Origin of the sequence: Pseudomonas sp. FSL L8-0168, assembly GCF_037976155.1 — a bacterium.
In the GTDB taxonomy this organism is placed as follows: Bacteria; Pseudomonadota; Gammaproteobacteria; order Pseudomonadales; family Pseudomonadaceae; genus Aquipseudomonas; species Aquipseudomonas paracarnis.
Map to the genome: position 1 here is coordinate 3,245,299 of NZ_CP150262.1, position 24,581 is coordinate 3,269,879.

Below are 24,581 nucleotides of genomic sequence, written 5' to 3' on the forward strand. Positions count from 1 at the left end.
ACGTTCAGCGATTGGGGCTAAACGATGTCTGCGCCCCCATCAGGAGCTTGAGAAAGCTTTCAGCCTCTGAGCGGTTCTGGAACATTAAAGTGAAGGTGCCCAGAGTAAGCAAGCAGCAAGGGGGAGATTCGATTTCTTCGAAAACGATTTTCACAGACGTCCTCCAGTCAAACCTTAATTACGTAGTTACAGGACGTAGCGGTTTGACCTGCCTTCCATCCTGAAACACCCGATCCTTACCATCATGCTTCGCTTTATACATATTGCTGTCGGCGCATTTGAGCACTGCGGACATGTCCGATGTCGCTCGGAACTGCGCGACGCCCGCGCTGCAAGTGAACTGATGCGGAGGCAATACACTGCAACGGATGTTGCCCAGCAGGCGCAATGCGTACTCATGAGCAACCGCATCATCTTCGCCCAACAACAAGACACCGAATTCCTCACCTCCAATCCGCCCGACACTGTGGCTGCCAGGGGTGGATTTCAGGCACGCGGCCATGGCACACAAAATCTTGTCACCGACATCGTGACCGTACTGATCGTTTTTTAATTTAAATTCGTCAATGTCTAACATTATAAAGTAGCCGCTGCGGCCTTCTGCCAATGCATTTTGGAAGAACCCCATAAAGGCCCGTCGATTAAGTAAGGAGGTGAGAAAATCTGTCTCCGCCAATGTCCTGAATTCACTTTCGACCAACAACACTGAGCGCATGTTTCTTAGATAGGTAAAGCTGAGAGTAAACCCTATGGACATGGAAGCAACGCAAAAAATGACCAGATAAACTTCCAGTTCCCGGTAAAAGCCAACGTCCAAATTGGGCCACATCAGTATCCAGACCAGCAATGTAGAGAGAAGATAGTCCTGAACCGTGACGAATAAGATAGCACTGCTTACCACGATGATCACAGCTAGGGGCAGCGTAAAGACGCGCAGCTGCACATTGGTGTCAATCACATGCGCAAAGCCGAGTGATAAAATCAATATATACACGCCGCCGAGCATTCTCCATATGCGAAAATCAGCAACTACGCGATGAACGTACCATATAATCAACAACGATGCTGTAACCAACATATTTAACAGATTTAACGTTGTCGCAGGCTCAATCAGCAACACACAAAGCCAGGAAACAATTCCCGCCATTTCAATCTTGGTTACCGCTGGTGACAGCAGTGTTCGCATTCTTGGTCTGATTTTGAAATTCGCCGGCATCCCTAAACTCCTTTTCCGAAACGGCCTGAATGTGATGTCAACGTCTGGGCAATACCTAATCAATGAATTAAGTGTGCTTTGGCATCCAAATTCCTGTTATCAATCGGAAAAACCGTACGCAAAAACTTCCATATTGCTTTCACCAAAGGAGGAGGCGTTACCGCGACGCAGATAAAGCGTTCAATGCAGATCGCTGGTGACTCTACCAATGGCTTTCACTACTTGCTTTGCGCCTGACTGGATAGCTGCCATCGCCATACCTGCCTGTTCGGACAGTTCCAATAAAACGTTGGCTTGGTCTCTGCTGCACTGGACATGCAACGCGGCTTCGCCGGCCAATTCTCGATTTTGCCTGACCACACCGTTAATCTCCTGGGTGGCCGCACTGGTACGGCCGGCGAGCTTGCGCACTTCATCCGCCACGACAGCGAATCCTCGTCCATGCACTCCAGCGCGTGCAGCTTCGATAGCGGCGTTAAGCGCCAAGAGATTGGTCTGGGTGGCAATGGCGCCGATCGTGTCGACGATGGAAGCGATCAACTGCGACTGCGATTCAAGCGCGGTCATGCTGTCGGTCACCAAGGCCATCTGTTGGGAAATATTCTGTGTGCCGAGCACGGAGTCGGCGACCAGTTCCATCCCTCGGTTAGCTTTCACATCGGTATCTAGCGACACGTCGTAAGCCATGGTCGCTGCTTGTTTGATTCCGTCGGCTTTTTCAACTTGCTCGGTCACTACGCTGGCGAATTTGGCAATTTTATAAACCCGACCGGAAGCGTCTCTGATGGGATTGTAAGTGGCCTCCAGCCAAACCACTTTTCCGCTTTTATCTACCCGGCGAAAGCGACCAGCGTTAAACACGCCCTTGTTCAGACTCCTCCAGAATTCGTCGTAATGCGCCGACGCCACGTCCTCCGCCAGGCAGAACAGACGGTGATGCTTGCCCTGTATCTCCGCAAGGCTGTAACCCATCGCTTGGACGAACGATTCGTTGGCGTAGACGACCTCACCCGCGAGACTGAACTGGATCATCGCCATCGAGCGGTTCAGTGCGCTGAACATTTCGATAATCTCCTGTTCGTCCCGCGCCAGCGCAGGTGCAACCATGCCGTAGCCTTGAAACGTCCGGTTCGCTGCAGCGATCCAGCCTATATTGAGTGTCACAGCACGGCCGTCGGAGGCACGATAGCGTTGCCGTTCGATGGCGCACAGGTTGGGTGCAAAATCATTCTGCGGTTGCGCGTTGATGTTACTCATTACCATTTTTGAAAGCTGTTCCAGCGAGTATCCCAGCGTTTGCGCAAACCGCTGGTTGGCCGAGATAATCCGGCCAGCTCCATCGACACGAACTGAAAGAAACACCGCTTCGACGTCGGCGACTGTCCCGAGCGCCAGGCACAATTGCTCTTGGCAGGTAAAAAGAGCATTCTTCAACTGGCGATTAAACACGCTGAACTCCGGCATAAAAATTACAACAAAAAGGACATTGCTTAGTGATGAAATCGCTCCCCAAAATAACAAGCGAACTCGCGCTAACGTTCACACACACAGCGAATACCGCCAGGCTCGTTTCCTACTTCGCTCTCATCAACTCCCAACTCCATGCTGACACGGGCAATTGCAAAGTAGATTGACATGGCCCGCCGCATCAATTCGAGAAAGGCCGGACTCAACCCCACCAAACGTTTGTCGCATTTGAAATAGCCCTGTAACTGGCCTTCTTTGATCATGCGCTGCATGTGTGTTTTGGACACGCCCAGACGCGATGAAAGCTCCACGTAAGAGGATACGTTGTAGCCGGTCTCTAACGAGCCGGTGCGCAGGGCATCGGCATAGAGTGCGAGCATCGGCAGATGACCGCCGTCCCGATTGAGAATCCATTTCGCTTCAGGCAACAGCTTGTCGAGCAGGAAGTCCCCTTCAAGTATCTTGGCAAACCCTCGAAAAAATACGCGCAATAGATCAACATTCTTCCCCACAACCGATAACCCACTGTCGTATGGAGAGATCATCTGCGAAGGCAGCAAATAAGATTTGATTAGCTGCACGGTATTGCTTAGCGCTTTTTCCGTAGGTCGGAAACTACGTTGACGCCCGTCCTGCACATGTAACCGAACATCCAGATATCCGGCAAGGGACAAAAATGAACAATAAGAATCCAGGCTATTTCGAGACATATAGCCACGTTCGTAGCAGAATGCCTTTACTCTGGATAAAGGAACTTTCTCGTCTTTGTAGCTGAAGCTCAATAAAGACAGGGCAACCATGAATCGGTCATATTTCAACAAATTTTTATAAAACGAAGGCTTTTCTCGATAGCTTTCCATGACCAAATCGAAATGCAGCAGAACAGCTTCATCTATATTGGCTCGGGTCATTTCCGAACTGGTCTCTTTCAAATACTCAAGCAGATCAGTCTTGTTCATCGAAGTTACACAACCTTTAGCCGGCAATATCAAACTGCTACCATTCGCACTACGCACAGTATATGCGTATTCGAACCGCTGGCAGGTTCACCCCAAAAATGTTTTATGACCTGACGCGCTTCGATCGCAGCTCACCCGAGCGTGTCTGATCGATGCCCACCGGCCTAAAGGTGAGCTGCGTGCAAGAATCTCTTCGACCAATAGCAGCCATCAACGCGTCACTATAATTCCCGCCCTTGCATCATGATGCTCGCCACGATCCCCTCGTGGCACCGAACTATAGTTGGTGCATCTAACCCATCTTGGAGTGGGCCAGCGCGAATTCATCGTCCAGGATCCCGACGGTTATCTCATCAGGTTGGTAGAGCGGTTGGGTGAGAGGCGGATTTGCTCAATCTGAATTTGAATCTGAGCCAAGCCGATATTCAGGTTTGGGGTTCAGCGGACGTAGTTCAACGTCCGCTAATGGCCGATTTCTGCCGTTCGTGCAGGCCAGCAATCGCAAACCCGATGCCCAGAGCTAACCCCCCGGTATCTGATACACAACCGAATCATATTTTTCCGCCGTCCGCCTTTCGATGACGACTCCCCCCAGAGCTTCAGCAATACGTCGACTCGCACGGTTCTGCATCGCAACAGGGTAAATGAAGTGCTTTGCTGCCACCCACTGGCTAGCCCATTGAACAACCGCCCGCACCGCTTCCCCCCCAAAGCCCAACCCATGTTTATCTTCACGGATCCAGATCCCCAACTCCGGTGTTTCACTGCCGGTATGGTGCAGCCCGACCAAGCCGGTAAAACGAGCACCTACCCGCTCCCTGACCGTGAACACAATGTCGCTGCCATCCGCTATCGCAGGCAGCCACCGCCCCCAGACTTGCGCGTACTCTTCCAGCGAGGCAGGCGGTTCCCAGGACATGTAGCGAGTCAGAGTCGGCGTGATACAAGGGAAGGACTCAACAGCGTCCTGCTCACAGAAGGGCTCAATGCTAAGGCGTTGCGAGAGAATGCGGATTGGGTGGGTGTCCACTGGCATGGCCATTTCCTTCCTGGGGCCGTTACTCCATGTATGCCGTGAACATACCATGCGGGTCGCTTCATCAGTATCAGGCTCTCTATACTGAGCCCCCAGGATGGTAGCTAGAGCACCCAATATGCCCGTCGCACCCAATCAAAATTCCCCCATCATTTTGGTCCCGGTTCAACAAAGCGACTTGGATAATCTGGTAGCCATTCGAATCGAGGCCATGCGCGAAAGTCTGGAGCGTGTTGGGCGATTTGATCCAGCCCGTGCGCGGGAGCGGTTTGTTGGCGGCTTTGAAGCTCGCGACACACGCTATATCGAGGCGTCTGGAGAGAGGGTGGGTTTCGTAGTGGTCAAACATCACCCCAATGAACTCTTGCTCGACCACTTGTATGTAAGGCCGAGCGCGCAAGGTTCAGGGGTAGGGTCTGCAGTTCTCTCTCATATTTTCAAAGAGGCGGATGCGGCTGCGCTGCCTATCAAAGTAGGGGCTCTCAAAGAAAGCGCTTCGAATCGCTTTTATACCCGCCATGGCTTCCAGTTCATCGAAAGCAGTGAGTTCGACAATTATTATGTTCGTCAGCCTAGTCCGGCGATTGGCGCTCATTCCGGAACCATGGGCTGACGTGCACTAGCCCTTCAGTTCACACGCCCGATTGCTCGCCGCGTCGTCATACGCCACATACAGCGACTCTGCAATCTGGCTTTTGATCGCCTTGGTGGCCTCCAGCCCCAGCACAAAACCCTCGGCTTTACCGCCAGCACGGTTGAGTTCTTCATGGGTGGAGGCGCCAGTAATGGCGTCAAGCAGCTTGGCGGCGTGGGGGCCGACGCCTTTGGGGAGGGAGATCTGGTCGATGGACATTATCGCTACCTTGAAAAATGGAGTTCGGGAGCGAGTAAAACCACTGCCGGGGCTGGCATGGTAGACCTCTTTGCCATGAAAGGGGTCGCTTTACGCGCAGCGGCGCTATTCTTTGCGGCTACGCAGTGAGATGGGGCCATTGATAAATCTGGAGGGGTTTATGGAGTATTGCGTTGAGGGCTACTGCCTTCGGCAATTGGCATGTGACGATTTCGAGCGGATCAGCCGTTACGAACGCGTCAATCGCAAGCATCTGCAACCCTGGGAGCCGCTCAGGGACGAGGAATATTTCACCACGGGCAACGCCAATGCCAGGGTCGAGCAGCAGGTCAACAATATGCACGCTGACAACGCTCTGTGTTTCCTCTTGCTTGCCGAAAGCGGAGAGGTTCTAGCGCGGTGTAACTACACGAACATTGTGAGGGGCGTTTTTCAGGCCTGTCATCTCGGCTTTTCGTTGGCGGAATCTGCCCAAGGTCGCGGTTTGATGAATAAAACGCTTCAGGTCACTAACCGACACTGTTTTGAGCAGTTGGGTCTTCACCGGATCATGGCCAATCATTTGCCCCGCAATGTGCGGAGTGAACGCCTTCTGGAGTCGCTGGGGTTTGAGAAGGAGGGACATGCGCGAGCCTATCTAAAAATCGCTGGCGTTTGGGAGGACCATACGTTGAGATCGTTGATCAACCCTGAACAATAAGCGCCCCACCCCACTCAGGAAAAAGCTGATGTCTACCGAGCCCCTCTGCCTGGTTTTCGTACCCGCCCTGGCCGCCGTGCTGACCGCCGCCGAATCGAAAAAAGGCGCACCTCTCAGCGAAGTCGAAGTGTGCAATATCCGCGACCAGGCCACTTGCATTGCGGTAACCTTCTCCACCGCGTTGGCGATGGAACAAGAACGGGGTTACCCGGATATCGTTGCCGAGGATTGCTGGAATGAGTGGCAACGCTTGCGTCCCTCGCTTCAATAGCGCCCGCTCTGATCAGCATAGGTATCTACACAACTCTGTAGCGCTCAACGGTAACCACGATGCGAAGCGAGCCGCTGTTGATCTTGATCTACTTTTGATCTTGATCTCAGGCGCCCCGTTAAACCACGCTGGCCGAACGCAGGCTTGAATTCGTGGGTAACCCGGCAGGACGCCGGGTTAGCCGCCCCGCGCCATGGATGGCGCGTGGCGGCGGCCCACGGATTCAAGACTGTGTTCGGGCACACCGAGCCTAGGCGAGGTGCCGAGTGGTGGGGCAAGAGCGCTTTGCTTACTTTCGCCTGGGCCGGCATTCCGGCTTTTCGAAAGTGAGCCGCCGTCAGGGCGGAACCCTAAGTGGCCGTTACCGCAGGAATGGATATGTACTCGGTACAGCTGTGTCGCCTATAAGGCCGCCTTCGCGAGCAAGCCCGCTCCCACAGTTTGATTGCGGGGTGTCAGGTAGATTGGCGTCGGCTGGCAGGCCGCCATCGCAGGCAAGCCAGCTCCCACAGTTGGATCGCTGAGTGTCAGGTAGATTGGCGTGGGCTGGCAGGCCGTCATCGCAGGCAAGCCAGCTCCCACAGTTGGATCGTGGGGGGTCAGGTAGATCGGCGTCGGCTGGCAGGCCGTCTTCGCAGCGATGCGGCGACCCGACAAGCCAGCTCCCACATTTGGATTTCGGAGCGTCAGATGGATATGCGCCGGCTGTCAGGCCGTCACGGGAGCAAGCTCCCTCGCCACAGATTTAGCGTCGTGCCGAAGTTGTGTAAATACCTATGCTCTGATCAGCCTATCGGCTGAAGCCCCAACCCACTCCCAGGATTCACGGACCTCCTTTTTATGCCGCCGGCCTCACGCGACCACGCCCGTATCGAACGCCGCCTCATCGCAGCCCTGACCGACGCCTGCGAGATCGCAAAGGCCGAAATCCCGGGCTTCGACTGGTTGACCCACACCGTCGACTACCGCGCCTTCCCCCAAAGCCTGCGGGTGATCTGGGTGTTCGACAGCGTTGCGAGCAAGGCTCACGCCCTCGCGACCGGCGCGGACGCCCGTATGCGCGAGCTGACTACCGCCGCGCTGGATGACGCTGACGTGCACGTCCCGAACAGCGCCCGCTGCGTCAGTTTCGATTCCGAAGAGGAATGCCACCTTCGGCATGCCGGCGATTGGCGTCGGCGGTTGGCTACTCTCCGGGCGATCTGAATCGTGCCACGGGTTGCTGACTTCGCTATTGCACCTTACACGTCAGCCAAGCCCCCCAGAACAGGCTGCTGAAGAAACGGGTCGCGTCGCCGAAGCCAGCGTCGTGCAACAGCTTCTGCACTGCGGCCTCGGAATGTGGCGGGTCGGCGCCTTGAAGGATTTTGCCGAGCTTGGCCTTCACTTCGTCCGGGGTGGCGCCATGCTGACGCCAGCGTTGGCCCCACGCCGCCAGCAGCAACGGGTGGCTGGCATACGCGTAATGATTGCCCGCGACGATCAGCGGTGCCCCCGGTTTCAGGTGCGCCCGAATCGATCGCAGCATTCGGGCCTTGGCGTCGTCACCCTCCAGATGGTGGAGCACACCGATCAAGGTGGCGGCGTCGTATGATGCGTCTGCTGCCAGGTCTTCAAGCGTCCCGAGATGCAGGGTGGTTCTATCAAGCAAGTGGTTGGCTTCCAACTGCTGCCTTGCCGCGTCGAGCATCGGCTGGGAGGGATCAACCGCCATGAAGCGCCATTCCGGTTCAAGGCTGGCCATGGCGATGATCTCCTGCGCCGTACCGCCGGCGCCGACCACAAGTACCTTGGCCGAAGGGGCATCACCAAGGCTTGCCGCGAGCATGCAGGCTGCCAGATCCTGGCACGCGTCATAGCCCGCCAACGCGATACGGCTTTGTCGTGCGTACTCGTTGGCTCTTGAGGTATCGAATTTGTCAGCAGGATTGGATGAGGATGAGTTCAAGGCGGTTCTCCGTGGCCTTGACGCAAATTACGTTAACCGTGGCAGTAAGAAAAATGCATTAATTTTATGTGCTGCATTCCCGTAGGGAATGCGGGAGCGTACGAGTGGAGAGGTTGCAGGATCGTACAAGCCTGCTGACCGCTTGCTTGGATAGTCTGGCCTTCTCATCGACAGGAAGATCCCGCATGACTCAAGCACAGCCTGTAAACCTTGCTCAAAAAGCCTCGCTCATCGACCAGCAATGGAGCCCAAGAGTGGTCGCCGAAATGAACGACTACCAGTTCAAGGTCGTGCGTATCGAGGGTGAATTCATTTGGCATTCGCACCCCGAAACCGATGAAGCGTTCCTGGTGCTTGAAGGCACGTTGCGTATCGACCTGCCGGATGGCCCGGTGTATGTGAAGCCGGGTGAGTTGTATGTGGTGCCGCGTGGCATTGAGCACAGGACCGCCGCCGAAGGTGAAGCCAGGCTGATGATGATCGAGCCAAGGGGCATTTTGAATACCGGGCATGAAGGCGGTGAGCGTACCGCGTTGAATGACCAGTGGATTTGAGCGCTGAGGCTTATTGCCTTTTGTAGGAGCGGGCTTGCTCGCTCCTACTGGCATTCGGGCAAGCCCCAAGCCCTATCGCCTTTGAATCTGCACCGTAGCAAACGTCGGCTCGTCGCGCGCCTGCTCCAGTGTATTTCTGGGCTGTTGCGGGGCCAGGGATTGCCCCTCTGGCCGTAACGCAGGCGGCGGATGCAGGCGCATGTCCGAGCGCTCATCGCTGGGCGCCACGCCGAAGAAATCCCGGTAGCACTTGGAAAAATGCGGCGTGGAGACAAAGCCGCAAATCACCGCCAGTTCGACAATCGAAATGGGCGTCTGCATCAGCAACTGGCGGGCTCGGGTCAGGCGCAGCTTGAGGTAATAGCGCGATGGCGTGCAGTACAGGTGCTTCTGGAACATACGCTCCAACTGGCGGCGGGACACGTGCACGTAGGCGGCCAGTTCGTCGAGGTCGATGGGTTCTTCCAGGTTGGCTTCCATCAGGGCGACCACTTCTTGCAGCTTGGGCTGTTGCGTGCCCAGCAGGTGCTTGAGCGGCACGCGTTGGTGGTCGCACTCGTTGCGAATGCGCTCGTACACGAACATCTGGGAAATCGCCGCCGACAGCGTGTGCCCGTGATCGCGGCCGATCAGGTGCAGCATCATGTCCAGCGGTGCAGTGCCGCCGGAGCTGGTGAAGCGGTTGCCATCGAGGGTGAACACGCTGGAGCTGACCTTGACGCGGGTGAACGCCTCCTGCATCGACGCCATCAGCTCCCAATGCACGCTGCACTGGAAGCCATCGAGCAAACCCGCCTGGGCCAGCGCCCAACTGCCGGTGCATACCGCGCCGAGACGTTTGCAGTACAGGCGCGCCTGGCTGCGCAACCAAGCGATGAGCGCAGGGCTGATAGCCTGTTGAATGCCGACGCCGCCGCACACGATCACCGCATCAAAACCGCGCTGGTCCTGCGCGCACGCATCCGGGGTCACCGACACGCCATCGCTGGCCCACACCGGCTGGCCGTCCAGGCTCAGGGTTTGCCAACGGTAGAGCTCTTCGCCCGCCAATTGGTTGGCCATGCGCAGCGGCTCGACCGCACACGACAGCGATATCAGCGTGAATTGGTCCAGCAGCAAAAAGCCGATGGTCTGGCAAACAGGTGCCTCGGTTTCCATCACCGCTACCCCACGGGCGTGATCAGGACTGTTCCAGCGCCACCGGCTTGGGTGCCCGGTTGTGCTGGCGCGACGTGACCAGGCCGATAAAGGAAATCACCAACGCCAGGCCAATGGTCGAGGACACTTCGGTGCGGTGTTCCGGCGTCACCATCATCACCCCCAGGGCCAGGCAGATGAACACGATCACCAGGTAAGTCAGCCAGGGAAACAGCCACATGCGAAAGGTCAACTCGACGTTCTGCCGAAGCAGCAAGCGACGCATACGCAGTTGCGAGATAGCGATCACCAGGTACACCAACAACGCGATGGCGCCGGAGCTGGCGAGCAGGAACTGGAACAGACCGGCCGGCATGAAGTAGCTCAGCAACGTAACGCCCGCACCGATGATGGTGCTGGCGATCACCGCCGCCCGAGGCACGCCCGCCTTCGAGGTGATTTTAAGTGCCGGTGGCGCATCGCCGCGTTTGCCCAGGGAAAACAACATGCGCGAGGAAATGTAGATTGAGGAGTTCATGCAACTGGCTACCGCGATCAACACCACCACATCGACCATGAACTTGGCGTTGGGGATGTTCATAATTTCCAGTGCACGCTGATAGGAACCCACGGAGGCCAACAGCGGATCGTTCCAGGGCACCACGGAAATCACGACGGAGATCGACAACAGGTAGAACACGCCGATGCGCCAGATCACCGAGCGCGTGGCCTTGGCGATGTTCTGCGCCGGGTTGCTCGATTCCGCGGCGGCGATGGTCACCGCTTCGGTGCCGATGAAACTGAACATGATGGTAATGAACGCGCCCACCACCGCCGACAGGCCGTTGGGAGCAAACCCGCCATGCTCTTCCATCAAGCGGCTCAAGCCGCTGGCTTCGCGATCCGGGATCCAGCCCATGAGTACGCTGAAGCCCAGGCCGATAAAGCCGACGATGGCGATCACCTTGGCCATGGCGAACCAGAATTCGAATTCGCCGTATTTGGCCACGCTGAACAGATTGGTGATCACCAGCAACACGATTGAGATCAACGCAAACAGCCACGCATCAACCTGAGGGAACCACTGATTGAGCACATGCCCGGCGGCCAACGCTTCGATGGGAATAACCAGCACCCAGAACCACCAATACAACCAGCCGATGGTAAACCCCGCCCACGGGCCGATGGCCTGGTCGGCGTAGGTGGAAAACGAGCCGGTGTCCGGGCGTGCCACCGCCATTTCCCCCAGCATGCGCATGACCAGCACCACCAGCAGGCCGGAGAACAGGTAAGCCAGCAACACCGCTGGCCCTGCTGCGGCGATAGCATGTCCGGAGCCGACAAACAACCCCGCGCCGATGATGCCGGCGATGGACAACATAGTCACGTGGCGGGGCTTGAAGCCTTGCGCCAGCTGACCGTTAGAATCGTTGGGAGTCGGGCTAATCATTGTTTTTGTTGTGCTCAGGCGGCCAATGACCCTCACCTTAAGTGCGCGGGGCCCGGTACAAGTAGCCTGGTTACGCCATCATCGAGTCTGATATCGACATTGGTCATGGCGGTGCACGGGTTTACCGAGCGTCACGCCTTACTCTTGAACGCTGCGTATGAGCGAGCCAAACAGCTCCCCACGCGGCATCTTGTCCAGTGGGATACCGGCATTCTCGAACCACTCCTGGCCGGCTTCCGGATGCGGCCCGCTCAGCACCACAACGCCTTTCTGGTAGGCATAGCGCGCCGCTGCCACATCGCCATTGCGGTAAGTGGCGAGGGTCCTGTAGGGCGCGGCGGCACTGGCCTTGGGAAAGTACGGGCCGTCCTGATAGAACACATGATCAGCCTGGCCGTCCCACGTCACCCGCACAGCAGCGTCGTCGATACCGGTCACTTCAAAACCGGGGCGGCCGGCTTCGGTGTCCAGCGCCTGGGGGATCAGCCCGAGATTGTTGTCGTCCGCCAGGTAGGCGCCCATGCACAGGCCCAGGTAACGGCCACCCTTGGCAACATAGTCGCGGATAGCCTCGGCACGCTCATCACCGAGACTGTCGAGGGCGCCGGGGATGTCCTGGCCGCCGCCGGGTTGTACATAAAGGTCGTAGCGGGCCAGGGTGTGTGGGGTGATGTCGATGGGTTCGTCGGCACCCACGAAGTCGATCTGGTAATTCGGGTTGAGACGCTGCAAGGCGGTTTTCACGTTTTCCGAGCAGTCCGGGCAGCCTGCCGGGCCTCGGTAGATGGCGACATGGGTAATGGGGCCTGCGCCGTGTACGGGTAAAGGGTGCAGCGTCGCAACGGCGAGAAACGTGGCAGCGAGGGCAGGCAGTTTCATGGGCTCGGCTCAACGGTCAGTTGAATGGGTTTGATCCAGTGGTCGCAGCGCCAAGCCTATAACGATGAGCCTTTTGAATTCGTGAAGAGTTGTAAATCCACGGGGGCCACTCATCCACTTCCCAGCATCTGCCATAACGACGCGCCTACGCCGGTAATGCTCTCACCGGCGATCAGCCCCGCCGCTGCCGTGATCGCAAAGCGCTGCGTCACACTTGGCCAGCGACAGCTCACGGCCCAGGTCATGATCGCGCCAAGGGCCATTATCAGCGACACCGACGCAGGCAAGACAAACGCCAGTCCCAAGGCTGCCGCACTCGGCAGGTAGCGGGCGCGATGGGTGGGTAATGTGCTGTCGAGTATGCCCAGCAGCACGCCGAACAAGCTTGCAATGCCGATGGCCCAGCGGATGCTGGGGGACAGTGAATCCAAACCGTGGGTCAGGGTTTGGGCCACGGCTTTCCAGGTGGCGACGGCCGGGGCTGGCCATTGTTCGGTGAGCAGCATGGTTTGCGGGTCGGGGATCAACGCCAGGTACGCGAATACGCCGACGACGCTGCCGACAAAAATCCCAAGAATCTGGGCGATAACCTGTTTGTGCGGCGTCGCGCCAATCGCCTTGCCCACCTTGAAGTCATTCATCAGGTCCGTGCACTGCCCCGCCGAACCGCCAGCGGTGTTGGCGCTCATCAGGTTGATCGGTACCTGGCCGGGCGCAGCGATACCAAAGCTCAGCTGGGACAGTTGCCCGATGGCGCCAATCGGCGGAATACCGGTAGCCCCCACCACCCGCGCCGCGACGGCGGCCAGGCAGATCGCCAGGGGAATGGTCAGCAGCGCCATCCCAAGGTTGATACCGAACAACAGCGCTTGCAGGCTCACCACCAACGCAATCGCCAAGGCAAACCCCACGGCAGGCCCAGGCTTGGGAACCGCCCAGGGCGTGCCGCCAGCCGCTCGGGTTGAGCGATGCAACGCCCACAGGCGAATCGCCAGGGACGCCAGGGTGGAACACACCATCAGGCTCACGCCGGGCCACAGCAGCCATTCCACCAGCGCGGCAAATTGCGGGCCGCTGCTGTCGGCGGGCAGGCTCACCAAGCCATCGGCCAACAGCCACGGCCCCAGCCCGCCCCATGCCAGCAAGGCGCCGAGCAACAGGGTCAGGCCTACGCGAATGCCGATGATGCCGCCGAACCCCAGCAACAGCAGAGAGGGGTCGGCGGTGAAGGTCAGGCGCTCCAACTGGGCGTTCGGCGACTAGCGCGGGAAGGCCCATATAAAGGTATCCACCCACTTGACCAGCCCGGACAACAACGCTGCGCCGAGCAGTACTTTCAAGCGCGTGGCGGCTTCGCGGCCATGGTTGTAGATGTGCAGCAGGGTTTCCAGGGTGGCCATGCCTTCGGGAAATTTCAGCGCCTTGTCATTGAGCAATGAAGGCCGCAGGTACCACGCGATCCAGATCCCCAGGAAGCTCACCGAAAACACCCAGGCGATCATCGGCAGCGCGGCCAGTTGGTTGCCTGTGAGCAAGGTATAGGCCGGGATGGGCGCCACCAGCCCACCGGAGATGATCGATGCCGCAGCCGAGGCCACGGTCTGGTTGATATTGCTCTCGTGCAGGGTCCACGGCAGGTGTTCAGCGGAACGCTGGGCCAGGCCTTGCCAGAGGCCATAACCGATCAGCAAGGCGATGATCGACATATTGAACGACCAGCCGATCTTCAAGCCTGCGTACACATTGGAAGGGGTCAGCAGGATGCCCAGCACGATCCCGGTGATGACTGCCCGCAGGCTCAGTTCGCGCTCTACGGGCGCGATTGACGAGGTGGAGTGCATGCAGATTCCTTTCGAGAAAAGCCAGTGCCACGTTTCAAGTGAGCGCAGGGAGATTCGAAGGTTCACCTGTTGAACCTGGGTCTAAGGCTGTAAATGTGGGAGCGGGCTTGCTCGCGAAGGCGTCGGCCCAGCAAACATCGAGGCTGACTGACCCACCGCTTTCGCGAGCAAGCCCGCTCCCACAGGAGATCTGCGCTTAACTGACTGGCATTAGGGCAAGCCTCCTCCAACATGGCTTCTGGCTATTTGGCGAACGCGTATTCCCCACCCCGCTCCACCGCCTTGCGATAAGCCGGCCGCGCCTGGAGCTTTTGCAGCCACGCCGCGAGGTTCGGGTAGGCCTGCAATTTGCCCTGGGCCTGGGCGACTTCGCCGATAAAGCTCATCTGGATATCCGCGCCGCTGAGTGCGTCGCCCACCAGGTACGGCGTGTGGCCCAGCACATCATTCAGGTAGCCCAGGTAGTTGGCCAGCTCCGATTCAATCCGCGGATGCAGCGGCGCACCTGCGTCACCCAGGCGTCCGACGTAGAGGTTGAGCATCAGCGGCAGCATGGCCGAGCCTTCGGCAAAATGCAGCCATTGCACATAGCTGTCGTAGGCATCGGTGGCCGGGTCGGGTTGCAGTTGGCCGCTGCCGTGGCGACGGATGAGGTAGTCGATGATCGCGGCGGACTCGATCAGCACACGCGAGCCGTCTTCGATCACCGGGGATTTGCCCAGGGGGTGAATGGCCTTGAGTTCAGGCGGCGCCAGGTTGGTCTTGGCGTCGCGCTGGTAGCATTTGATGTCGTAGGGCAGGCCCAATTCTTCAAGCGCCCACAGGATACGTTGTGAGCGGGAATTGTTGAGGTGGTGAACAGTGATCATCGAGGCAACACCTTGGGGGGGGGATTTAAGAGAAGACTACAGCGTAGCGGTGAAGTGCCGCGAATGTCGCCAGGCAGCACCAGCCTGCACGATCGAATGTGGGAGATGTCGAGCTTTAGCGAGGCTTCGAAGGCTGCGGCATTCACGACATGGATGTTGCCTGATACACCGCTCGAAGCCTCGCTAAGGCTCCACATCTCCCACACTGGACCGGTGGCGGTCAGGCGAGCAACTGATCGATCCACTTCACCTGCTGCACGATCTCCTGCACTTTCTGCTCGGGCACCGCCTGCCGCGCCTGTTCGAGGCTGGCCAATGTCTTGCGCTTCTGGCGCAACATCCGTTGCCATTTCGCCACAAACGCCGGGCTGCGGGCCTGCATTTGCAGCGGGCCGAAGTACAGTTGCTCGGCGGTATAGGTGACCGCCTCGGCGCGTTCGGCAACGATGATTTCGTAGTAGAAGCGGTTTTCCAGCAGCAGCTCCTCGTGCAGGATCCGGTAGCCGTTGTCCATCAACCATAGGCGCAGGGGCTGCTCGCCGCCGTTGGGTTGCAGGATCAGGCGTTCCCGGCCATTGAGGTGCGCCTTGCCACTGTCGAGAATGTCGCGGATCGTCTCGCCGCCCATGCCGCACAGGCTGATGGCGGTAATGTCATCGCCGGCTTGAATCGCCGCCAAACCATCGGCCAGGCGCACGGTGATGTGCTGCCTCAGGCCGTTGTCGGCCACGGTACGGCTGGCCGCCTGAAACGGTGTCGCGGCCACTTCCCCCGCCACGGCCGCCGCAATAGCGCCGCGGTGTATCAGGGCCACCGGCAGGTAGGCGTGGTCCGAGCCGATATCGGCCAGGCGGGCACCCGTCGGTATGTGCGTGGCAACGCGCTCCAGGCGCTGGGACAAGGTGTGTTCGTTCAACGGTGATTCCTTAAGAGTGCCCGGAAAATCGATCCCGGCTGTTGGTCAAGTGCAGCACCATGGCCGCCCGTGCGGCGTCCGGGTCCTGGCGCTTGATAGCGTTGTAGATGGCCTCGTGTTCCAGGCTCGCCAACTGCCCCAGTTGGGCAAAGTCCGCGCCGCCGCGCTCGACGGCATTCACCTGGGTGCGCGGAATCATCGCCGTGCCCAGGTGCTGCATGATGTCGGTGAAAAACGTATTGCCGGTGGCTTCGGCGATCAGTTGGTGAAAGCGCTTGTCCTCCTCCACACAGCTGTCGTTGTTGGCCAGGGAGGCTTGGTAGTCGTCCAGTGCCTGGCGCATGTGGGCCAGTTGTGCCTCGCTCCTGCGCAGCGCGGCCAACGCCACCGCTTGCACTTCCAGACCCAGGCGCAATTCGAGCATGTTGCGCACGCTGGCGACCGTGTCCACATGCAAGCGCAGGCCCGGCTGCGTGTGCTGCTCCAGCACAAAGGTGCCGATGCCGTGACGCGTCTCCACCAGCCCCGACGCCTGCAGCTTGGACAAGGCCTCACGCACCACGGTACGGCTCACCCCATGCTCAAGCACGATGGTGGATTCGGACGGCAGTTTTTCACCCGGCTTGAGTTGTCCCAACTGGATGCGCTGGGTCAGTGCCTCGACCACACCCTGGGCCAGGTTGGCGGAACGTTTACGCACAGGCGGTGTGCTTTTAATCGGCATCGAGACGGGTCCACGGGGTTGGGCTGGGGGGAGCTTATCACCCTGAGCGCACGGGGCGACGGGTGGTGGCGAAAAACACCCAACTTGTATGACAACGCACTCATCCCACCTCACCCGACCCTGTCTTCGCTTTGAGAGAAGCGCACACCCCGAGCCGTCACCAGCGAGGCAAAACCCAATAAAACCTGGCAAATAACCAAAATAGCCAATCTCAATACCGGCTTATAAGAACAAAAACAGCCCTCACAGGATTGCGGCCTTCAAAAAACAACTTGTATGATGTCTGTCAACAAAACACCAAGCCCGCATAAAAATAATCAGGGGGAGTTTTCATTCGTGAAGCATTCAAGCCCAGCACCTGCCGTACCCGAAAGTGATTCAGCGCTCGCCCGCGCCGTGAGCAAAGTGAAGCGGCATGTGCTCCCACTGTTCGTGGTCATGTTCATCCTCAACTACATCGACCGGGTCAATATCGGCTTCGTGCGCACGCACATGGAGCATGACCTGGGGATCGGTGCAGCGGCCTACGGCTTCGGCGCCGGGCTGTTCTTCATTGGCTATGCGCTGTTCGAAGTGCCGTCCAACATGCTGCTGCAAAAAGTCGGCGCGCGTATCTGGCTGACCCGCATCATGTTCACCTGGGGCATCGTCGCCACGCTGATGGCGTTTATCCAGAACGAAACCCACTTCTACATCCTGCGTTTCCTGCTGGGTGTGGCGGAAGCAGGATTCTTCCCGGGCGTGATCTATTACTTCACGCGCTGGTTGCCCGGCGTGGAGCGTGGCAAGGCCATCGCGATCTTCCTCAGTGGCTCGGCGGTGGCGTCGTTGATCTCCGGGCCGTTGTCGGGCGCGTTGTTGCAGATCGAAGGCTTTGGTTTGCATGGCTGGCAATGGATGTTCGGCATCGAGGGCCTGGCCTCGGTGGCGCTGGGCTTCTTCGTGTGGTTCTGGCTCGACTCCAAACCCCACGACGCCAAGTGGCTGAGCCGCGAAGAGCAGGATGCGCTGGTGGGCGCCATCGATCAGGAGCAACGTGATCGCGAAGCCCTGACCACGGTGAAACCCACCCTCGGCAAGCTGCTCAAAGACCGCCAGATCCTGCTGTTCTGCGCTCTGTACTTCTGCATTCAATTGACGATCTACGCCGCCACCTTCTGGCTGCCCAGCATCATCAAGAAAATGGGCGACCTAAGTGATGTGCAGGTGGGTTTCTTCAACTCGATCCCCTGGCTGATCTCGATCATTGCCATGTACGCCTTCGCGTCGCTGTCGGGCAAGTTCAAGTTCCAGCAAGCCTGGGTCGCGGCGGCCCTGCTGATAGCGGCGGCCGGCATGTTCATGTCCACCACCGGCGGGCCGATCTTCGCTTTCGTGGCGATCTGTTTTGCCGCCATAGGGTTCAAGTCCGCGTCGTCGCTGTTCTGGCCGATCCCCCAGGGCTACCTGGATGTGCGCATCGCCGCCGCGGTGATCGCGCTGATCAACTCCATTGGCAACCTGGGCGGTTTTGTGGCGCCGACTACCTTCGGCTTTCTCGAACAAACCACCGGCTCGATCCAGGGCGGGCTGTATGGCCTGGCCTGCACCTCGGTGCTCGCGGCCATCCTGGTGTTCTTTGCCAAGACCTCTCCCTCTGCCGTGTTGGCCGTGCCCGACGGTGCCGCCATCAGCAAACCTCTTTGAACTCAGCCAGGAACACGCCATGAATACCCCTGTAGTCACCCACTTCCAAGTCATCCCCGTCGCCGGCCACGACAGCATGTTGCTCAACCTCAGCGGCGCCCACGGGCCTTACTTCACGCGCAATATCGTCATTCTCAAGGACAGCAGCGGCAACACCGGCGTGGGCGAAGTACCCGGCGGCGAGCGCATTCGCCAAACCCTGGAAGACGCCCGCAGCCTGGTGGTCGGCCAGCCGATTGGCCAGTACCAGCGCGTTCTCAACCAGATGCGCAGTACCTTTGCGTCTCGAGACAGCGCGGGCCGCGGCCTGCAAACCTTCGACCTGCGCATCACCATCCACGCCGTCACCGCCATGGAGGCCGCACTGCTCGACCTGCTGGGCCAGTTCCTCGAAGTGCCGGTGGCCGCCTTGCTAGGCGAAGGCCAGCAACGCGACGCAGTGAAGATGCTCGGCTACCTGTTCTATGTGGGGGATCGCAACGCCACCGACCTGGCCTACCGCAACGAGGCCGACGCCGATGACGACTGGTTCCGCCTGCGCCATGAAACAGCCCTGACCGCCGACGCGGTAGTGCGCCTGGCCGAAGCGGCCAAGGCCAAATACGGTTTCAACGATTTCAAGCTCAAGGGCGGCGTATTGAGTGGCGACGCGGAAATCGAAGCCGTCACTGCGCTGGCCGAGCGTTTTCCCGATGCGCGCATCACCCTTGATCCCAACGGCGCATGGTCCTTAAAAGAAGCCATCCGCCTGTGCCGCGACCAGCATCATGTGCTGGCCTACGCCGAAGACCCCTGCGGCGCAGAAAACGGCTACTCGGGCCGCGAAGTCATGGCCGAATTCCGCCGCGCCACGGGCCTGAAAACCGCCACCAACATGATCGCCACCGACTGGCGTGAAATGGGCCATGCCATCCAGTTGCAATCAGTGGACATCCCCCTCGCCGACCCGCACTTCTGGACTATGCAGGGCTCGGTGCGCGTCGCGCAGATGTGCAACGAGTGGGGCCTGACCTGGGGCTCGCACTCCAATAACCACTTCGATATTTCCCTGGCGATGTTTACCCAGGTGGCGGCGGCCGCCCCCGGCGAGATCACCGCCATCGATACCCACTGGATCTGGCAGGACGGCCAGCGCCTGACGCGGGAGCCGTTGAAGATTGAAGGGGGCTATGTGAAGGTGCCGGCCAAGCCTGGCCTGGGTGTGGATATTGATATGGACGCCGTAGCCCAGGCCCATGAGCTGTACAAAGGCATGGGCCTTGGAGCCCGGGATGACAGTGTGGCGATGCAGTTTCTGATCCCGGGTTGGGGCTTTGATAACAAGCGGCCTTGTTTGGTGCGGTAACTCGGTTTGAGGAACGCTCAGCGCAATGTGAGCGTGACGCAAAAAATCCGATGCCCAAACAGGCATCGGATTTTAGTCAGATCAGAAGCTTAGCGGTTTGACCTCTGGCACGTCTGCCAGAGGCCCCTTTGCGCTACTGCCGATTGGCGACCTCCAGATCCGCCGCATCCTGTTCCAGGCCAGAGAGAGCAGTGCCATTGATCATCGGCCCATAACGGCGGCTGAATTCCCAGTTGTAGGGCACATGGTCTTTGCTGATCCCGTTGTCCCAATTCACCGACCAGGTCATCAGGCCCTTGATCGACAATCCTTTGTCGTGCAAACGCTTGAATGTATTGGTCACGGCTGTCGGGTTGATCACATAACCGGTGGCAGCCGCATCGACGTTCGCAGGCAGGCCAATGACGAACTTGTCTGCCGGGATCTTGGTAAACCCGCGCGTTCCGCTCACCAGACTTTCGGTGAGGTAAAACAGGAAGTCCTCCTTCAGCGCGTCGTTGTTCTGGGCAATCCAGGCGCCGTTGCCGCTGTTGACCTCCTGCACCCAGATGCCGTCGCCACCCTGGTTGTAATACTGCGGGGCGATGAAGTCGTAATAGCCTTCCAGCGCCTGGATGTAACCGACGTATTTGCCGGCGGTGGTGAGGTACGGAAACTCCGGCGCCATGCTGATGATGAAGTGTTTGCCTTGAGCCGCGTAGTGGTCCTTGACCAGCTTCAAGGCGGCGGGCAGGACAGTCTTGTTGTCGGCGAAATCAATCGCGCTCTGTTCAAGATCGATATCCAGGCCATCAAAGCCATAGGTTTCCACTAGGCGGATAATTTCGCTGGCCAGTGGCTGTTCATTGCCTTTATGCAGTTCGATGTGTGCATCGGCGCCGCCAAGGGAAATCAGCACCGCCCTGCCCTGGCTGTTCAGCACGCCCACTTGGCGACGAAACTCGGCATCGGACAGGTTGTACGGTTTGAAGGTTGGGATACCGTTGCCCTTCATGAAGGCCACGGCCACCACGTTGTAATCCTTTGGGACATCCGCCAGGCTGATATTGGCGAACTGGCCACGCTGGTAGCCATCGCTCGGGCCGGCAGGCCAGTTATGCCAGAAGCCCATGAGGATCTTTTTGCCGGCAATGCTCGGCATCAGCGAAGCGGCATCGTTGAGCGGCGATTGCAGTGAGGTAAAGTCAATCTTTGACATGTTCTAATCCTTCAGAACGTGTGGGTTTAACGGTGCGGGCTTATTTGAAGTCCACATCGAAGGCTTGATAGAAGGCGTTGCCGGTGTTGGCGACGATCCACATCAACACAATCACATGCTGGCCCTTTTTGTGGGTCGGCAGTTTCACTTCATGATCGACCTTGGCCTTCAGTTCGCCTGCATGGCTGTAGTACGGCACCTGGGCATAGAAGTCTTCAGCGAACGGCTGGGCTTCCAGCTGTGCGCGGGTGATGCGCTGTTTCGGATCCCAGCCATCCTTGGTGATCAGCCAGCGATAGCCACGGGTGGTGTGCGGCGCGGTGTATGCCCAGGTGACCTTGAAGGTCTGACCCGGCTCGACATTGAGCAACGGCCAGGTGAAGGCGCGGCCGAGTTTCTTGGCCATTTCCTCGTGGGTGAAGTTGACGCAGTCACGGGCATCGGTCTTGCCACCGCTGAGGATGACGCCGTCGGCGGGTGGCGTGACGCTGTCACTGTCGGTTTGATAAGGCGCCGGAAACGCACCGGCCGTCAGTGCCGGGAAGTTCTTGCCGCCTTCCATTTCATTGACCTGCCAGGTTTCCAGCAGGCCAAGATCCACGGCGACTGCGCCACGGCTGGAAGGGGATGTGACACGACCATGGCGAAGAGGTGTCTGGGTTTGTGGTTTGTTCATGTTGTGACTCCATTGATTTGATTAAGAACTCTCCTTTCTTGAAGGAGAGGACCTCAACCTAACGGAGTGGCTTTTTTTTGCCACAGGCCCATTTTTCACTCATTTTCGGTTCATGAGCGCGCAGACCTGCAAATACTGGATATATAAACAGTATTATAGGGAAACCCTTACGCTTCCAGAGGTCGATTTCCTACAAGACCATGCGCATTTCAATACAGCTTCTCTGTACCGATGGCAGCCGTTTTTTTAGGGGGGGTCGCAGTAATCGGTCGCACCGTCAGTTCCACCCCCAATGCCAGCATCAGCTTCTGGACCGTCTCATAACGCGTCTTTGAGCCGCCTTTCAGGGTTTTATACAGGCTCTCCCGATTCACCCCCGCCGCTTCGGCAACCTTGTTCACACCCTGGGCCTTGGCAACCTCGGCCAGCGCTTTCATAAGGACTTGCGGGTCATGGCACGCCATGCTTTGCGCAAGATAGGCACTGATGGTTTGCGGGCTATCAAGGAAGCGTGAAGCCTCATAGGCACTGGTGCCGGATGTATCCAGCTCGAGGATCGGCATGTCCTCTGGTTTGAATGTTGACTGACTCATGTCATTGACCTCTCAGGGCATCAAGAATCTCTTTTGCCCGCTTGATTCCTCGTTTCTGGTCGGTTTTATCGCTTCCCCACAGCATCAGGTAAGCGGTGATGCCCGTGCGCACAAAGTAAATCCTGTAGCCGGGCCCGACAAACACACGCATTTCACTCATGCCATCGCCTACAGGCTGGCAATCGCCAAAATTGTTTTCTTCGGCTCGATCCAGGCGGATCAGTACAGCCGTCTTACCCCACACATCCTTCATACCGTCGAGCCATGTATCGAACTCGGGCGTCCTGCCGATCGTATTGGTCACAGATTCAAATGTAGCCTACTGGCTACTCCTTGTAGATGCCAGTGAATTTTTAATGTCGGTGTGCACCGCCAGAAAAAATCCTAGTCCAGCCGCCGCGCAGGCAGCCGAGCAATACTATTAGCGCTTGTGTCCTCAAGACCGAAACGTTGCGTCGCGACTGAGGCATCCTCTCTGTAGGAGCGAGCTTGCTCGCGAAGAACGTAAAGATAATGTGTTCATCCAGAATGAACGCGGCGCCTATGGTTTTTCGCGAGCAAGCTCGCTCCTACAGGGAGTGAGTGAGTGGGCCGGCGTTGATGTAGACCCGTCCTACAGCAAGCTGCACCACCTTGCTCCGTTGCCTACAGTTGCGTCAGAATCCGCCGGCTTGTGCGCTTGGATGGGCGTCTCGAAGGTGGCTCGGTCGCTGACAACTCAGTGATCGGGTTTAGTAGCCCGAGGGTCAATTACACTTAGTGCATGAGCTTCATCTATCAGACGTTCCTGTCTGTGCCTGATGGTGGCTGTGCGTAGGGCGCCTTCGGGCGCGCCGGCTTTGTGTAATTCCCCGGTCTACTAACCTGCGTACAGCTGCCACCCTTTCGTTTAGTAGCGAAACGGTGTCGGCCCCATTCAGGAATTACGCATATGTACAAAGTCACGCCCAACCCTCCAAACGATCCAAACCTGAAGCTTGATCAGGCAGCCCGTCGTGCGATCGATCACGCCCTCAACCCCAACGCCGAGCCCCCTCCTCCACCCTCGACACCGCTGTTCAGCGTTGCCGACGATGCCAGCAACGAAATGCTCGTCGCCAATAGCTATGAAACCTTTTCCTCAGTAACCGCCCTGCTGCTCGACCTGTCAGATGAACTGACCGGTAAACAGCGCGACGTCGCGTTGGCAATTCATCAGTTAAGTGAGCTGGGAATGCTGTTGGTCGATAAGTTGATGGAGCGCGAGGCGGCTGTAGCAGCTGGCTAAACGTTCAACACGCCCAAAAAAGAAGCCGAGCCGTCACGCCCCAAGACGACTCGGTTTTTTTTTGCCAAAGCAGGGGTTGACCTTAAAGCGAGGTTTAAGGTGAGCATGCACCAACCGACAGGATTACTGGACCCTGGATCATGCTCAAAACCCTTATTTCTTTTGCGTTGGTAGCGATAGGTGGCGCGCTTATGACATTTGCACAGGCTGAACCCGGCCCTTCCACGGCCGCTGCGAACAATCGCCAGATCCTGGTGATCATGACCAACCACGCCAGCTACCCCTCAAGGGCCGATACCACGGGCCTCTGGCTGACTGAGCTGACGCATTTCACCGAGGTTGTGGAAGCCGCTGGCTATACGACGGTGTTTGCCAGCCCCAAAGGTGGCGCTGTGCCCCTGGACGAGCGCAGCCTCGGTTGGCTGTACATGGACAAGCCGGCGCGTGAGCAGTTGCAGTCCCCAGCCTTTCGCGCCCGGCTGCAAAACACGCTGCCCATCGCCAATGTCGATCCGTCGCAATTTCGCGCGATCTACTTCACCGGCGGCCACGGTGTCATGTGGGACTTCCCAGGCAACCTCGACCTGCAACGTGTCGCCCAAACCATTTACAACCAGGGCGGCATCGTCTCGGCCGTGTGCCACGGTGTGGCGGGCCTGCTGGACCTGAAGGATGAACAGGGCAACGCGATCATCAAGGGTAAAAACATCACCGGCTTCTCCAACCGCGAAGAACTGCTATCGGGCATGAAGCGTGAGGTGCCGTTCTTGCTTGAAGACCGGCTGCTGAGCCAAGGGGCGCGTTACCGCAAGGGCTGGGTGCCGTTCACCTCATTTGTCATCACCGATGGCCGCCTGATCACGGGCCAGAACCCGCAATCGCCCAAGGCCGTCGCACTCGCCGTAATAACCGAGCTGTCCCACGAACGATAGCGCCTAGCCCCTCTCTGGAGAAAACCGATTGAACATTCCAAGCGCCATTTTAACCGGATTGCTG

General features: G+C 58.2%; 24 protein-coding genes and 3 pseudogenes. 10 read left to right on the top strand and 17 right to left on the bottom strand.

Annotated features, from left to right (window positions below):
• Positions 1–178: 178 nt before the first annotated feature.
• The 3 genes from MHH62_RS14715 to MHH62_RS14725 all read right to left on the bottom strand — a co-directional run bounded on the left by MHH62_RS14715 (position 179) and on the right by MHH62_RS14725 (position 3,642).
• The gene (locus tag MHH62_RS14715) at positions 179–1,216 is read right to left on the bottom strand and encodes a GGDEF domain-containing protein (RefSeq protein ID WP_339231213.1); all 1,038 of its coding nucleotides are present in this window, start codon (positions 1,214–1,216) and stop codon (positions 179–181) included.
• A 180-nt stretch (positions 1,217–1,396) separates the two neighbouring features.
• On the bottom strand, positions 1,397–2,665 hold the full coding sequence (locus MHH62_RS14720; RefSeq protein ID WP_034136217.1) for a PAS domain-containing methyl-accepting chemotaxis protein: 1,269 nt from the start codon (positions 2,663–2,665) through the stop codon (positions 1,397–1,399).
• Between the two features lie 83 nt (positions 2,666–2,748).
• On the bottom strand, positions 2,749–3,642 hold the full coding sequence (locus tag MHH62_RS14725; RefSeq protein WP_103452324.1) for a hypothetical protein: 894 nt from the start codon (positions 3,640–3,642) through the stop codon (positions 2,749–2,751).
• A gap of 298 nt (positions 3,643–3,940) precedes the next feature.
• Between MHH62_RS14725 and MHH62_RS14730 the strand changes: the two are divergent.
• Positions 3,941–4,042, top strand: a pseudogene (locus tag MHH62_RS14730) (VOC family protein); the annotation flags it as partial.
• 120 nt (positions 4,043–4,162) lie between these two features.
• On the opposite strand, the gene MHH62_RS14735 reads toward MHH62_RS14730, so the two are convergent.
• Positions 4,163–4,678, bottom strand: a complete 516-nt coding sequence (locus MHH62_RS14735) for a GNAT family N-acetyltransferase (RefSeq protein WP_336827482.1) — start codon at positions 4,676–4,678, stop codon at positions 4,163–4,165.
• A 118-nt stretch (positions 4,679–4,796) separates the two neighbouring features.
• On the opposite strand from MHH62_RS14735, the gene MHH62_RS14740 reads away from it, so the two are divergent.
• On the top strand, positions 4,797–5,291 hold the full coding sequence (locus MHH62_RS14740) for a GNAT family N-acetyltransferase (protein ID WP_336827481.1): 495 nt from the start codon (positions 4,797–4,799) through the stop codon (positions 5,289–5,291).
• A gap of 6 nt (positions 5,292–5,297) precedes the next feature.
• Here the strand turns inward: MHH62_RS14740 and MHH62_RS14745 are convergent, their stop codons facing one another.
• Positions 5,298–5,531, bottom strand: a complete 234-nt coding sequence (locus MHH62_RS14745; protein WP_336827480.1) for a hypothetical protein — start codon at positions 5,529–5,531, stop codon at positions 5,298–5,300.
• A gap of 160 nt (positions 5,532–5,691) precedes the next feature.
• Here MHH62_RS14745 and MHH62_RS14750 point away from each other — a divergent pair, with 160 nt between their 5' ends.
• From MHH62_RS14750 to MHH62_RS14760, 3 genes are all read left to right on the top strand, one after another.
• A complete protein-coding gene (locus tag MHH62_RS14750) occupies positions 5,692–6,231 on the top strand; it encodes a GNAT family N-acetyltransferase (protein ID WP_336827479.1) in 540 nt (179 codons plus the stop codon).
• Positions 6,232–6,259: 28 nt separating this feature from the next.
• Positions 6,260–6,502: a hypothetical protein gene (locus tag MHH62_RS14755; RefSeq protein ID WP_057700787.1), complete on the top strand. Its 243-nt coding sequence runs from the start codon at positions 6,260–6,262 to the stop codon at positions 6,500–6,502.
• Positions 6,503–7,342: 840 nt separating this feature from the next.
• The gene (locus MHH62_RS14760) at positions 7,343–7,708 is read left to right on the top strand and encodes a hypothetical protein (protein ID WP_339231218.1); all 366 of its coding nucleotides are present in this window, start codon (positions 7,343–7,345) and stop codon (positions 7,706–7,708) included.
• Positions 7,709–7,733: 25 nt separating this feature from the next.
• Here MHH62_RS14760 and MHH62_RS14765 read toward each other — a convergent pair whose 3' ends face one another.
• A complete protein-coding gene (locus tag MHH62_RS14765) occupies positions 7,734–8,450 on the bottom strand; it encodes a class I SAM-dependent methyltransferase (protein ID WP_339231219.1) in 717 nt (238 codons plus the stop codon).
• 185 nt (positions 8,451–8,635) lie between these two features.
• Here MHH62_RS14765 and MHH62_RS14770 point away from each other — a divergent pair, with 185 nt between their 5' ends.
• Entirely contained in the window at positions 8,636–9,004 is a 369-nt protein-coding gene (locus tag MHH62_RS14770; protein WP_005789834.1) for a cupin domain-containing protein, read from the top strand.
• Between the two features lie 72 nt (positions 9,005–9,076).
• On the opposite strand, the gene MHH62_RS14775 is transcribed toward MHH62_RS14770, so the two are convergent.
• From MHH62_RS14775 to MHH62_RS14805, 7 genes and pseudogenes are all read right to left on the bottom strand, one after another.
• Positions 9,077–10,162, bottom strand: a complete 1,086-nt coding sequence (locus tag MHH62_RS14775) for a GlxA family transcriptional regulator (protein ID WP_339231221.1) — start codon at positions 10,160–10,162, stop codon at positions 9,077–9,079.
• Between the two features lie 22 nt (positions 10,163–10,184).
• On the bottom strand, positions 10,185–11,591 hold the full coding sequence (locus tag MHH62_RS14780; RefSeq protein ID WP_019817557.1) for an amino acid permease: 1,407 nt from the start codon (positions 11,589–11,591) through the stop codon (positions 10,185–10,187).
• Positions 11,592–11,729: 138 nt separating this feature from the next.
• The gene (locus MHH62_RS14785; RefSeq protein WP_014719200.1) at positions 11,730–12,470 is read right to left on the bottom strand and encodes a BPL-N domain-containing protein; all 741 of its coding nucleotides are present in this window, start codon (positions 12,468–12,470) and stop codon (positions 11,730–11,732) included.
• A 110-nt stretch (positions 12,471–12,580) separates the two neighbouring features.
• A pseudogene (locus tag MHH62_RS14790) lies at positions 12,581–14,311 on the bottom strand (OPT family oligopeptide transporter).
• A gap of 242 nt (positions 14,312–14,553) precedes the next feature.
• Positions 14,554–15,180, bottom strand: coding sequence for a glutathione S-transferase (locus MHH62_RS14795; RefSeq protein ID WP_339231222.1), 627 nt, complete (start codon positions 15,178–15,180; stop codon positions 14,554–14,556).
• A 220-nt stretch (positions 15,181–15,400) separates the two neighbouring features.
• Positions 15,401–16,096, bottom strand: coding sequence for a tRNA (adenine(22)-N(1))-methyltransferase TrmK (locus MHH62_RS14800; protein ID WP_032904114.1), 696 nt, complete (start codon positions 16,094–16,096; stop codon positions 15,401–15,403).
• A gap of 10 nt (positions 16,097–16,106) precedes the next feature.
• Entirely contained in the window at positions 16,107–16,820 is a 714-nt protein-coding gene (locus tag MHH62_RS14805) for a FadR/GntR family transcriptional regulator (protein ID WP_014719204.1), read from the bottom strand.
• Positions 16,821–17,156: 336 nt separating this feature from the next.
• Between MHH62_RS14805 and MHH62_RS14810 the strand changes: the two genes are divergently transcribed.
• Together MHH62_RS14810 and gudD are read left to right on the top strand one after the other, a co-directional pair.
• Positions 17,157–18,506 (top strand): MFS transporter, encoded by a 1,350-nt coding sequence (locus MHH62_RS14810; protein WP_339231225.1) that lies wholly within the window; start codon positions 17,157–17,159, stop codon positions 18,504–18,506.
• A gap of 19 nt (positions 18,507–18,525) precedes the next feature.
• Positions 18,526–19,851 carry a glucarate dehydratase gene (gene gudD / locus MHH62_RS14815; RefSeq protein ID WP_014719206.1) on the top strand — a complete coding sequence of 442 codons (1,326 nt, stop codon included), beginning with the start codon at positions 18,526–18,528 and terminating at the stop codon, positions 19,849–19,851.
• Positions 19,852–20,047: 196 nt separating this feature from the next.
• Here the strand turns inward: gudD and MHH62_RS14820 are convergent.
• The 4 genes and pseudogenes from MHH62_RS14820 to MHH62_RS14835 all read right to left on the bottom strand — a co-directional run.
• Positions 20,048–21,049 (bottom strand): annotated as a pseudogene (locus MHH62_RS14820) (chitinase); the annotation flags it as partial.
• A 40-nt stretch (positions 21,050–21,089) separates the two neighbouring features.
• Positions 21,090–21,725 carry a lytic polysaccharide monooxygenase auxiliary activity family 9 protein gene (locus tag MHH62_RS14825; protein WP_103452429.1) on the bottom strand — a complete coding sequence of 212 codons (636 nt, stop codon included), beginning with the start codon at positions 21,723–21,725 and terminating at the stop codon, positions 21,090–21,092.
• A gap of 209 nt (positions 21,726–21,934) precedes the next feature.
• A complete protein-coding gene (locus MHH62_RS14830; protein WP_056785934.1) occupies positions 21,935–22,318 on the bottom strand; it encodes an addiction module antidote protein in 384 nt (127 codons plus the stop codon).
• A 1-nt stretch (position 22,319) separates the two neighbouring features.
• Positions 22,320–22,622 (bottom strand): type II toxin-antitoxin system RelE/ParE family toxin, encoded by a 303-nt coding sequence (locus MHH62_RS14835; RefSeq protein ID WP_014719210.1) that lies wholly within the window; start codon positions 22,620–22,622, stop codon positions 22,320–22,322.
• Between the two features lie 627 nt (positions 22,623–23,249).
• Between MHH62_RS14835 and MHH62_RS14840 the strand changes: the two genes are divergently transcribed.
• Entirely contained in the window at positions 23,250–23,585 is a 336-nt protein-coding gene (locus MHH62_RS14840; RefSeq protein WP_019817546.1) for a DUF6124 family protein, read from the top strand.
• 191 nt (positions 23,586–23,776) lie between these two features.
• A complete protein-coding gene (locus MHH62_RS14845) occupies positions 23,777–24,517 on the top strand; it encodes a type 1 glutamine amidotransferase domain-containing protein (protein WP_038450951.1) in 741 nt (246 codons plus the stop codon).
• Positions 24,518–24,581 lie beyond the last annotated feature (64 nt).